12 protein-coding genes are annotated in these 11,865 nt (G+C 39.2%); 8 read left to right on the top strand and 4 right to left on the bottom strand.

Annotated elements, in window-relative coordinates; all coding sequences use genetic code 11:
• Nucleotides 1-17: 17 nt before the first annotated feature.
• The gene (locus tag V7077_RS15565) at nt 18-347 is read right to left on the bottom strand and encodes a helix-turn-helix domain-containing protein (RefSeq protein WP_215047789.1); all 330 of its coding nucleotides are present in this window, start codon (nt 345-347) and stop codon (nt 18-20) included.
• 320 nt (nt 348-667) lie between these two features.
• On the opposite strand from V7077_RS15565, the gene map reads away from it, so the two are divergent.
• Entirely contained in the window at nt 668-1,417 is a 750-nt protein-coding gene (gene map, locus V7077_RS15560; protein ID WP_335503464.1) for a type I methionyl aminopeptidase, read from the top strand.
• 47 nt (nt 1,418-1,464) lie between these two features.
• Here the strand turns inward: map and V7077_RS15555 are convergent, their stop codons facing one another.
• Nucleotides 1,465-1,689, bottom strand: a complete 225-nt coding sequence (locus V7077_RS15555) for a DUF1128 domain-containing protein (RefSeq protein WP_098532862.1) — start codon at nt 1,687-1,689, stop codon at nt 1,465-1,467.
• 222 nt (nt 1,690-1,911) lie between these two features.
• Here V7077_RS15555 and V7077_RS15550 point away from each other — a divergent pair, with 222 nt between their 5' ends.
• Complete coding sequence (locus V7077_RS15550; protein ID WP_335503460.1) at nt 1,912-2,277, top strand: YtxH domain-containing protein; 366 nt, start codon at nt 1,912-1,914, stop codon at nt 2,275-2,277.
• 25 nt (nt 2,278-2,302) lie between these two features.
• The gene (locus V7077_RS15545) at nt 2,303-3,139 is read left to right on the top strand and encodes a YihY/virulence factor BrkB family protein (protein WP_335503457.1); all 837 of its coding nucleotides are present in this window, start codon (nt 2,303-2,305) and stop codon (nt 3,137-3,139) included.
• Nucleotides 3,140-3,377: 238 nt separating this feature from the next.
• Here V7077_RS15545 and V7077_RS15540 read toward each other — a convergent pair whose 3' ends face one another.
• Nucleotides 3,378-5,294 carry a heavy metal translocating P-type ATPase gene (locus tag V7077_RS15540; protein WP_335503454.1) on the bottom strand — a complete coding sequence of 639 codons (1,917 nt, stop codon included), beginning with the start codon at nt 5,292-5,294 and terminating at the stop codon, nt 3,378-3,380.
• Between the two features lie 238 nt (nt 5,295-5,532).
• A complete protein-coding gene (locus V7077_RS15535) occupies nt 5,533-6,711 on the bottom strand; it encodes an MFS transporter (protein WP_335503451.1) in 1,179 nt (392 codons plus the stop codon).
• A gap of 173 nt (nt 6,712-6,884) precedes the next feature.
• On the opposite strand from V7077_RS15535, the gene cax reads away from it, so the two are divergent.
• The 5 genes from cax to V7077_RS15510 all read left to right on the top strand — a co-directional run bounded on the left by cax (nt 6,885) and on the right by V7077_RS15510 (nt 11,864).
• Nucleotides 6,885-7,943 (top strand): calcium/proton exchanger, encoded by a 1,059-nt coding sequence (gene cax, locus V7077_RS15530; protein ID WP_335503448.1) that lies wholly within the window; start codon nt 6,885-6,887, stop codon nt 7,941-7,943.
• A gap of 387 nt (nt 7,944-8,330) precedes the next feature.
• Nucleotides 8,331-8,951 (top strand): YczE/YyaS/YitT family protein, encoded by a 621-nt coding sequence (locus V7077_RS15525; protein WP_335503446.1) that lies wholly within the window; start codon nt 8,331-8,333, stop codon nt 8,949-8,951.
• A gap of 101 nt (nt 8,952-9,052) precedes the next feature.
• Nucleotides 9,053-9,862, top strand: a complete 810-nt coding sequence (locus V7077_RS15520) for a YfkD famly protein (protein ID WP_335503444.1) — start codon at nt 9,053-9,055, stop codon at nt 9,860-9,862.
• Nucleotides 9,863-9,993: 131 nt separating this feature from the next.
• On the top strand, nt 9,994-10,191 hold the full coding sequence (locus V7077_RS15515; RefSeq protein ID WP_335503538.1) for an SE1561 family protein: 198 nt from the start codon (nt 9,994-9,996) through the stop codon (nt 10,189-10,191).
• Nucleotides 10,192-10,319: 128 nt separating this feature from the next.
• A complete protein-coding gene (locus V7077_RS15510; protein ID WP_335503441.1) occupies nt 10,320-11,864 on the top strand; it encodes a fumarate hydratase in 1,545 nt (514 codons plus the stop codon).
• Nucleotide 11,865 lies beyond the last annotated feature (1 nt).

Here is an 11,865-nt window from a genome sequence, read left to right as displayed (position 1 = left end):
TTTGTAGAATGCTTTTTTTATTCATTATTATTTTGATTAATCCGCCACTTATTAAATTCAAGAAAATCCTTGAATTGCTCTTTAGAAACACCAGAATTCATAGCTTCTTTTACAAGGTTCATCCAATCTGTATCTAAATCATCTTTATTGATTTGTTCGTGAATCAGATGTTCGACAGGAAGGTTTAATACGCCGGCAATTTTTTCGAGAAATTGAATAGAAGGGTTCTTTTGTAAGTTTCTTTCTAAAGAACTTAAATAAGATTTTGCAACTCCCGCTTGCTCAGCAAGTTCGGAAAGTGACATCTTCTTTTCTAAGCGATATTTTTTAACACGGTCACCAATCATTGAATCTCACACACCTACATTTTAAATTTTACCGATAAACAGTGTAATTACATTTAATCGGTCACAGTTCTTTATATATATTCTATCAAAAAGTATGAAGAAGTACCATATTAAGAACAGCCTATTATTACAATATCATGAACAATGTGAATATTTTCCTAGACCTAGGACCTGTGGAAGGTATGTTTTGAAAAAAAGGCTCAATAGCGTTAATATTATGTTGTTGCCATTATAGTATGAAAGAATAATGTTCTAAACAACACTACAGCGAACAATATCAATGAATGTACATAAATATAATCAAAAAGGCAGGGAATCAGATGATTGTATTAAAATCACAACGTGAAATTGAGGCAATGCAAAAGGCGGGAGAAATACTTGCAGCCTGTCATAAGGAAATTGCTAAACTTATTAAACCAGGAATCACCACGTGGGAAATAGAAGAATTTGTGGATGAATTTCTCAGGAAAAATGGAGCAACACCTGAACAAAAAGGGTATAAGGGATATGAATATGCAACCTGTGCCAGTATAAATGACGAGGTATGCCATGGGTTTCCCCGAAAGGACCCATTAAAAAGTGGAGATATTGTTACGATTGATATGGTTGTTAATTATAATGGGGCGCTTGCTGATTCTGCTTGGTCTTACGGTGTTGGCGAAATTTCGGAGGAAGCAGCCCATTTATTAATAGTTACAAAAGAGGCCTTATACAAAGGGATTGAGCAGGCAGTTGTCGGAAATCGAATTGGCGATATAGGTCATGCGATCCAAACATATGTAGAAGGGGAAGGGTTTTCAGTTGTTCGTGATTTTATTGGCCATGGTATCGGTGCAGTTATGCACGAGAAACCAGATATTCCGCATTATGGGCTTCCAGGCAAGGGGGCACGAATCAAAGAGGGAATGGTATTTACGATTGAACCGATGGTCAACATCGGCCGATACCAGACTAAAATGGATCTAAACGGCTGGACTGCGCGAACAATTGATGGCAAATATTCTGCACAATATGAGCATACTCTTGCTATTACAAAAAACGGACCCATCATTTTAACTGAACAAAAATAAATAAAAGACCCGTTATTTTTCAATCAAAAATAACGGGTCTTTTTTTATTATTTTTTTCTTAGACTGCCAAGTTCCTCAACTAATGCTTGCATCTCATTTGGACTAAATGATTTCTTCTTCAAGACCATTTCATAGATTTCTTTTAATTCTTCGTACATTTCTTCATCAAAATGGGAGGGTTTAATTGCCCCAAGGTTTAGCACCTTTAATTTTTCTTTTATTTGTTCGATCATGAATTCGACATTTTCAACAGACTTTTCTGATAAATTCATTTCCGTCACCCTTTTCACAAATTTTAATCCCATCTTTTCATGTTAAAAAGTATATGTCAATACTAATCTCACTTGTAGTTTGCCCAAAGAAGATCATGAATGATGACGATCAGATTGCAATGAGAGGTTTGATATCGCAAAATAAATGGTAAGATAAACAATGGTATTATTTTCTTTTAAGAAGAGCAAATGATAATTATAAAGAGTGAAGGAGAGGTTAAGATGACGAGGAAAAATCAGTTTTGGAAGGGTATCCTGCTAGGGGCGATTGCAGGGGGTGCACTTAGCTTATTAGATAAAGATACACGTGAGGCAATGAAGGAAAATGTAAAAAAGACTTCTGGTAATATAGGGTATATCATCCGTCATCCAGATGAAATATCTGAAAATTTGAAGGGGACAGCTGCCAAATTTAAATCCACCTTTGAAACGGTTAGTGAGGATATAACCTTTATTACTGAAAAAGTCGAGGAGTTAAGGGAACTGACACCACAGGTAACAGAAATTATTAAAGAAACAAAAGAAACCTTTGTTGTTAATGCTGAAGATGATTTTTTAGACGATCTAACAGTAGGAAAGGGCGAATAAGTCTCGGATAAGAAGGAGGATCTATATGGACAAAAAAGTAAATGTACGCTCATCATTATTAAGATTACTTTGGCATCGGATTGAAGAAGATGATCTTCCCGGTTTGAGTGCACAATTGGCCTATTTTTTTCTTCTTTCCTTATTTCCACTCTTAATTGTATTATTTACACTTCTTCCGTATTTCCCGATTCCACATCAGAATATACTCGGGATGATCAGGGATTTTGCACCTGCTGAGGCAATGGCACTTATTGAAAAAAATGTTAAAGAAATAATGAGTCAACGAAATGGCGGGTTACTTTCCTTCGGTATTATAGGGACCATTTGGTCGGCATCGAATGGAATTAATGCCATCGTAAGAGCTTTTAATAAGGCATATAACGTGAAGGAAAGCCGTTCCTTTATTGTCGCAAGGGGGATGGCAGTTTTATTAACTTTTGGCATGATTTTTGTTTTTTTACTTGCCCTTATCCTACCTGTTTTTGGAAAGGAAATAGGCGTTTTTTTATTCTCACAATTGGGCTATACAGAAGAATTTATAAAGATTTGGAATGCATTAAGCTGGTTGGGCAGTGCGATCATTTTATTTCTAATGTTTACTGGGCTCTATTGGATTGCACCGAATGTAAAAATCAAATGCAGAAGTGCTTTTCCGGGGGCCATCTTTGCCACTGTAGGCTGGATCATTTCGTCAATGGGTTTATCCTTCTACGTCGGAAATTTTAGTAATTATTCCCTTACATATGGAGGGATTGGCGCGATCATTGTGTTAATGATTTGGTTATACTTATCCGCCTTTATTATTATTCTGGGAGGCGAAGTAAATGCCTTCTACAGTGAAAAATACAAGACAAACTGCTAACACTTACCTTACTGAAATTAACTTATCCGGCCAAACTATGATTAGGGGCTTAGTACCCGAACATCAAGGGAGGATGACAAAATGACAAAGCATACGAAAAAAGATGGCAGTACAAAGCAAAAGGGTAAAGGCAGTAAGGGGAATAAAACTTCAGGTTCTGCAAACGGATCTAACGGCTATCACTAAGCGTGCAATAAAAGGACCAGGTGAGATAAATTCACCTGGTCCTTTCGTTTACCTATGATTTTAACAGCCTAAGGCTGTTTAAGATCACAAGGATAGTACTTCCTTCGTGGCCAATGACTCCGAAGGGTAAATCCAGCAGTTGAAAGAAATTTGAGCATATGAGCAACATAATTACAGCGATAGAGAAGACGACGTTTTGTTTAATAATCCTGTTCATTCGCTGTGAAAGACGGACAGCCTCAGCTATTTTGAGCAAATCATTTTTCATTAACACAATATCAGCCGTTTCGAGGGCCACATCTGTTCCTTCTCCCATTGCAATTCCAACGCTGGCAGTGGCGAGTGCGGGTGCATCATTAATACCATCCCCAACCATGGCTACCGTTTTGTATTTCTGCTTAAGTTGTTTTAATTGCTCAACCTTTTCTTCAGGAAGACATTCTGCGTAAAATTCATCCACATGACTTTCGGCCGCAATGGCATGGGCTGTTTTTTCACTATCACCAGTCAGCATGATCGTCTTTATGTTTTGTCTCTTTAAATCCTCAATCGCATGCTTAGTTTCTTTGCGAACCACATCTTTCATAGCAATCATAGCACTAAGCACACCATCAATCTCAATGAAAACTAATGTATTCCCTAAACCAGCCAATTCCTTTACCTTTTCTTCAGCGAACTGATTTACCTGTTCATTTCCAATAAACGCTGCTTTACCAATTTTCCATTGTTCTCCGTTCATCGCAGCCTTTACACCCCAGCCTGGTATATCCTCAAGGCTTTCTGGTTGTAATAAATCTCTCTTCAATGTTTGTTTTGCATATTTAACAATGGCTTGAGCCAGTGGATGATTGGATAGGTTCTCGATAGAAGCTGCTTTTAAGATAAGTTCCTCTTGATCAAGACCGTTCCTTACAATTACCTCTGTCACTTCCGGTTTCCCTTTTGTCAGGGTACCTGTTTTATCAAAGGCGATCGCTTCTAAATGCCCTAAATTTTCTAAATGGACGCCGCCTTTAACTAAGATTCCGTGCTTTGCCCCATTTGAAATGGCGGAAAGGGTGGCAGGCATAATCGAGGCAACCAGGGCACATGGGGAGGCAACAACCAGTAAAATCATTGCCCGATAAAAGGACTCATGCCAGTTCCAGCCAAGTAAGAAATAAGGCAAAAAGAACATGCTGATAACGACAAGCAGGACCACTTTAACATAGGTTCCTTCAAACCGCTCAATAAAAAGCTGAGAAGGTGATTTTTCACTTTGAGCTGACTGAACTAGCTGAATTATTTTTTGAAAAAGTGTATCGGTGCTAGCCTTTGTTATTTGAACTGTGATTGATCCAGTCAAATTGACTGTACCGGCAAACACTTCTGCTTGCTCTCTCTTCGAAACAGGCATGGATTCACCGGTAATGGCCGCTTCGTCAATATTGGTTTGCCCCTTCATGATAACCCCATCAGAAGGCACACGCTCTCCCGGTTTAATCAAGATATGGTCACCCACTATTAATTCAGAAACCGCTACACGTTTTTCATATCCATCGGCAATTAATAAGGCCTCTTGTGGCTGCAGTTCCATTAAGGAGGAGATCTCCTTGTGACTTTTATTCATGGTGTAGGTTTCTAGTGCTCCACTAACGGCGAAAATAAAGATTAGCACGGCCCCTTCTGTCCAATAACCGATAATGGCCGAACCGACTGCAGCAAAGATCATTAGCATTTCCACGTTTAATTCCTTATTTTCATAGGTGGCCTCTATTCCTTCTTTTGCCTTCGCAAAGCCCCCGATTACGAATGCTAATAAATAAGAAATAATTGATTCGACCCCATAATCATACTTATCAAACAGCCAGCCTGCCGCGATTAAGATGCCGCTTAACCCGGCAGCTATTAATTCAATATGTGGTTTTATTTTTTCAACCAAACTGGCTTCTTCGATCCCCTTTGTTAAAACTTTTGCTTCTGAACTCATGGTTCTCCCCCCTTATTATTGATACGGCTAGCTTCAGCGTCCAGCGGCTAGTGTCCTTCGCTAAACAGGCGCTTCCGCAGTTGATTCTAATTGATAAAAATAATCATCTTCATTACCCTTAAAAAAACACGAAAGCTGTCATCAAGTGATGACAGCACGAATCTCAACCTATTTCTTTTTATTTATTTTACCATATATCGTATGTATTAAGATATGAATTTGCTTTTATAAAAAGCACTTAGGAATTTTGCTGTTCCATTCTTACCGCAGTTTTTTTTGAAAAGGCAAATATGATGAAGGTGATGATAAGGAGCATGGTACTAATAATGTAAAAGAAACTTATATGTTGAAAAAACTTAATAAACAACCCGCCAATTATCGGTCCGCTTAAACTGCCAAGGCTATAGAAGATTCCACATAATAAATTACCGGTTGGTAACAGAAACCTTGGTACCAAATCCGTCATAAAGCTAATACCGAGTGAGAAGGTCGAACCGACAACCATCCCAGAAAAAAGAAAGGCAATGAAAAGACCAATAAACGAATGCTCCACAAAACTTGCCATTGTAAAACTAAAAAAACCGAGCAGCAGCACGACCACGATGACATTTCTTCTCCCATATTGATCACTTAACATTCCTAAAGGGAGCTGTGTAATGATACTGCCGATAGCAAATACAGAGAGAACAAGGGAAACATTGGAAACATTAATGTTGGTCCGAAGAGCGTATACGGGAAAGCTTCCGTTTAAGCAAGATTCTAAGAACCCATATGTAAATGGAAGTAAAAATGCAACCCAGCCATATTTGAAAGCTTGTTTAAATTGTTTAATGGTTGCTAAAAAAGAATGGATGTTGACAGTTTGTTCAGGAAACTCATTTTTCAACGTAAATACAAAACCCCAGCCAATTAAACATAAAATTGAAGAGATAATAAAAGGTAAGGATTGAGTTATCGTGACTAACGGGGTCATTAAAGGTCCTGCCGCAAAACCAATTCCAAAAAACAACCCATATAAGGAAATATTGCGGCCGCGCTTTTCTGCTGGGGAAGAAGAGGTGATCCATGTTTGTGTTGCAAAGTGAAGGGAGTGGTCACCTATCCCAATCAGTAATCGCAGCGCAAACCAAAACCAAAAGGTCTTCCATAGCGGAAATAATGCAAGCGAAATCACAACAAGACCTCCGCCCCAAACGATAACAGGCTTGTATCCATACCTCCTTAATGGCCTTTCCATAAACGGAGAGACTAAGAGTATTCCGATATATAAGGCGGTTGCATTAAACCCATTTAATGAAGGAGATACGCCGTTCTTTTCAAAAATAATCGCAATAAGCGGAAGGAGCATCCCTTGAGAGAATCCCGAAATTGCCACAATACTGACAAGGATCCAGAAACGTACATTTATTTTATTCATAAAACATCCTCGCGTAATGTAAAGTAAGTTTAATCGTCCCTCCATGATGGTATCTAGAAAGTAGATCATTTGCAAGGGAATTGTTACCTAGACATTTTACATATTTTTAGGTAAATTAAGGAACAGGTGGAAATATATAAAAGAAATTGTCCGAATCAACTGGAGGGAATGCATTGACGAATAAAGTTTTTATGCTTATGACATTCATTGGGGTTCCAGTGTCTGTGATTGGAACGATGATGCACTGGTCGAGCATTATATTATTTATCCTATACTGTTTAACGATTGTCGCTTTATCAAGTTTTATGGGGAGGGCAACGGAGAGTCTTGCGATTGTAGCTGGTCCTCGTATTGGCGGACTGTTAAATGCAACTTTCGGAAATGCGGTTGAACTGATCATTTCTATCTTCTCCTTAAAGGCAGGTCTTGTAGGCGTGGTTCTGGCCTCGTTAACCGGTTCCGTACTAGGGAACTTATTGCTAGTTGCAGGGCTCTCCTTTTTTATTGGCGGTTTAAAATTCAAACGTCAGGAATTTAATGTCTATGATGCCAGACATAATTCCGGCTTGTTAATGTTTGCTGTCATGATTGCCTTTGTTATTCCAGAAGTATTTTCCATTAATATGGATGAAACCCGTACACTATCACTAAGTATAGGAACATCCGTTATTTTGATTCTGCTTTATTTAGCTGCTCTTTTCTTTAAGTTGGTTACCCATCGCGGAGTCTATCAATCAGCGGCTCCTAAAGTGGTTCATGAGGAAGAGGTTCCCGAATGGGGGAAAGGGAAGGCAATCGCTGTCCTTCTCATCGCAACCCTTGCCGTCGCTTATATATCCGAACATCTTGTTCATACCTTTGAATATGTTGGGGACACTTTCGGCTGGTCTGAATTATTTATTGGGGTAATAATTGTCGCCATCGTCGGAAATGCCGCAGAACATGCTTCTGCCGTTTTGATGGCCTACAAAAATAAGATGGATGTGGCCGTTGAAATTGCGATAGGCTCTACCTTACAAGTGGCGATGTTTGTATTGCCAGTGCTAGTGCTGGTTTCACTCCTCTTTGAAACGTCAATGCCGCTTATTTTCAGCTGGCAGGAATTAATCGCCATGGTTTCGTCAGTCCTATTAATGGTAGTTATTTCGAATGATGGCGAGTCTAACTGGTTTGAAGGATTAACATTACTAGCTGCCTATGTCATTATGGGGATTGGATTTTTCTTGTTATAGAAATAGAAAAGACTCTATGCCAAATGGTATAGAGTCTCCTTTTTTACAAACTTTTTCAATGTACGGTAATTTTTCATCCATGTGCTATAATAATACAGCACTATTTTTTTTAGGGTTCTAAATCAATCGTTTTCATTTTGTGGGTACCATCGATCACCAACCTTCATGTTTAGTGGAAACAAATAGACAAACACGAGTGTTGAATTTCATATAAGACGGGAATCCCAACCTCCTTAAGCTAAGTAAAAGTAAGTATATCGTAAACCGATTGATTACTGCCCTCCCTTTTTTTAAGGTTAAGTTTATTATAATTCCTAGTTAAAGTTTTGTAAATAATCAGATTATTACAATTTTGTTACTTCTGTACCACTACATAAGGAGCGAGATATGAAATTTACTATACGATTATTATTTTTCATTATTGGGCTAGCAATCATGACCTTTGGTGTATGTATGACCATTAAGGTTGCGGACATTGGAGTGGGGGCATGGGATGCCTTGAATGTTGCCCTGACAGAAAAAGTAGGGCTATCAGTGGGAAAGTGGGTCATGATTGATGGGGTTATTTTAGTTTTTGTGAATGCCCTATTAGTAAAAAGAAGACCAGATATCTTCTCTCTTATGACGATTATAGTGATTGGTTTGTTAGTCGACTTTTGGCTTGATACTATTTTTGCTTTATTTCATGTTGATGACCTAATTGTCAAACTACTCATGCTATTGGCCGGGATTTTGATTATCGGTTTTGGTGCCTCAATCTATTTACAGGCAAAGTTTCCCCAAAGCCCGATTGATAACTTTATGCTAGCTATTAAGGAACGTTTTCAAGTTAACTTGATGGCAGCTAAGACCATTGGTGAAATTACTGCATTGATTCCGGCTTTTTTCCTAAATGGACCTATTTCCTATGGTACTCTTATTATTACGTTTACAGTTGGACCAGCCATTCAACTGTTTTTTCCCTATTTTGAAAAATTTATGCATCATTTGCAAATGAAATATTCATAGTATGGGTAAAAAAGTATTAGGGTGAAATGGATAATATAATGGAACTCCGAAAAAACTACTAGCAGACTGATTAATGTTCTTAGTGAAAGGAGTTCCGACTCGTGAAGAAAAAAGTTTCTTTACTTATGACACTGCTCTTAATGTTAACCTTTATACCGTCTGCTTTTGCTCAAAAAGCTCCGGTAAAACAATCTGCAGTAAAATATCAGGTTCCACCATCGGTACGTAACATTTCTAAAGAAAATACGTATCCGAATTCAACACAGGACTTGCCATTGCTGCAGCCAAGTGATATGACGAAAAAACTGATTAATTCTTCAAGAGTTAAAATTCAAAACCCTGATCTGATTCGGATGCTCAATGAGTCAAGTATCAACAGTTCACCGTTTGCGATAGGGTATCGGGCGATTATTTATTTGGGCCAGTGGCCATTAAACTACGAATCATCCGAAACTTCCCCAAACTGGGAGTATCAAAAAATTAACACTAATTATTTTGATAATCGTGGCGGAAAGACTCCGTACCAAATCAAGTATGTACAGGAAACACAAAAGATTATTAGAGGCGGTTTGACTTCTAAAATTCCGGATGCTGAAGAAGTTAAAAAGATGATGTTGTTGAAAGCAATGGAAAAAACGCGTCTTCCGCTAGCTTTTGAAACCATTATTGGTGCAGGGACCAAGAATGATCATATTTACAATATCCCGCCAAACCGCTTGGGTTATTTATATGCTTATGCTCCAGGGGTGAATGAAAAAGGAAAGGTAACCTACGGGGAAGTCTACTTGATGCTAAAAGGAAGTAAAAAGTTTATTGTGATTAAAAACGTTACATCCCAAGGCATTGGTGCCTGGATCCCTGTACAGGATTATGTTTCCTTTGGCTTTGCTGCCTCTGAACGTCCGAGATAATAGTGTGGATTGTTTAGGACTCCTCAAACCGAGGGGTTCTTTTTTTAGGAAAATGGGTAAAATATGATTAATCCATTGCCAAAGTTGTTTTATTTCGATAGGATGGAACGGTAATGAAAGGAGTGGATCATTTGGGCAGCCCAATTCAGAATAAAAATACACAAGTGGATTTCCTAAAACACCGTTTAAACATGTTTATCGATGTTCTCGATGCGATTGATCCAGAAGAAACTGATTTAGAGGATATTGATCGTTTAATCTCGATGCTCGATGAGATGGAATCAAAATGCCGCGAATTTAATAATCGTGAAGTAAGTGAGTCTGTTTAAGAACAGGCTCTTTTTACTGGGGAAATTTCCTTTAATTCTAATGGTTATAGGAGTATAATGTAAGCGTGTAAATAGTTGTAAAATTAAAAATAGATAAAATTGCAGACAAGGGGAAAGGGGTACTCGAATTGAATATTGAAAAATTTCAAGAGAGCATGTACGAGCTAATTGTTGAAACATCGACGAAACTTCCGAAAGACGTTCGGCGTGCTGTGTTAGCGGCCAAGCAAAAAGAAAATGCAGGAACAAGTGCCGCAATGAGTCTTGCAACGATTACCAACAATATTAAAATGGCTGACGATCAAGTTTCACCAATCTGTCAGGATACGGGTCTGCCAACTTTTAAAATTAAGACACCAGTGGGTGTTAACCAATTAGAAATCAAGGAAGCGATCAGAAATGCCATTGTCCTCGCAACAAAGGAAGGGAAATTACGCCCGAACTCCGTTGATTCCTTAACTGGTAAAAACAGCGGGGATAACCTCGGTGCCGGGGTACCGGTCATTAAATTTGATCAATGGGAAAAGGACTATATTGATGTCCGGTTAATTTTAAAAGGCGGCGGCTGTGAAAACAAAAACATTCAATACAGCCTGCCATGTGAATTGGAAGGGCTTGGCCGCGCCGGCCGCGACCTTGATGGCATCCGCAAATGCATCATGCACTCCGTTTACCAGGCACAGGGCCAAGGCTGCAGCGCTGGGTTTATCGGAGTAGGGATTGGCGGTGACCGTTCTTCAGGTTATGATTTAGCAAAAGAGCAACTATTCCGTTCGGTTGAAGATGTGAATCCAAACGAGGATCTCCGCAAACTAGAAGAGTATGTAATGGAAAATGCAAATAAGTTAGGAATTGGAACGATGGGATTTGGCGGCGAAGCAACCCTTTTAGGTTGTAAAATCGGCGTAATGAACCGGATTCCAGCGAGCTTTTACGTTTCAGTTGCCTACAACTGTTGGGCATTCCGACGCTTAGGTGTGAGTATAGATGCTTCAACAGGTGAAATTAATGAGTGGGCTTATCAGGATGGTGAATTCATCGATTTCGCTGAAACGGAAGCTGAAAAGGAAACAGCTGCTGCGTTGTCTTCTGATGTGATTACGTTAGAGGCGCCGATTACCGAAGAAAAAATTCGCTCGTTGAAGGTTGGCGATGTTGTTCAAATTAATGGTTTAATGTACACCGGTCGTGATGCGATTCATAAGTATTTAAGTGATCATGATGCACCAGTTGATTTGAATGGACAGGTTATCTATCATTGCGGCCCAGTTATGTTGAAGGACGAGGCTGGTAAGTGGCATGTAAAGGCTGCCGGCCCGACAACGAGTATTCGTGAGGAGCCTTATCAAGGTGATATTATGAAGAAGTTTGGTATCCGTGCCGTGATTGGTAAGGGCGGAATGGGACCAAAAACATTGGCAGCCTTGCACGAGCATGGCGGTGTGTATTTGAACGCGATTGGCGGCGCTGCCCAGTATTATGCAGATTGTATTAAAGGCGTTGAAGGCGTTGATTTGATGCAGTTTGGTATTCCTGAAGCAATGTGGCACCTTCGTGTTGAGGGCTTCACGGCCGTTGTAACGATGGATTCACACGGCAACAGTCTGCATGCTGATGTAGATAAGTCTTCATTGGAAAAGTTAGCTCAGTTTAAGGAGCCGGTTTTTAAATAGA

The sequence above is a fragment of the Neobacillus vireti genome (assembly GCF_036962465.1).
GTDB classification, from domain to species: Bacteria; Bacillota; Bacilli; order Bacillales; family Cytobacillaceae; genus Neobacillus; species Neobacillus vireti_B.
This window is presented reverse-complemented; position numbering and strand designations above follow the sequence as displayed.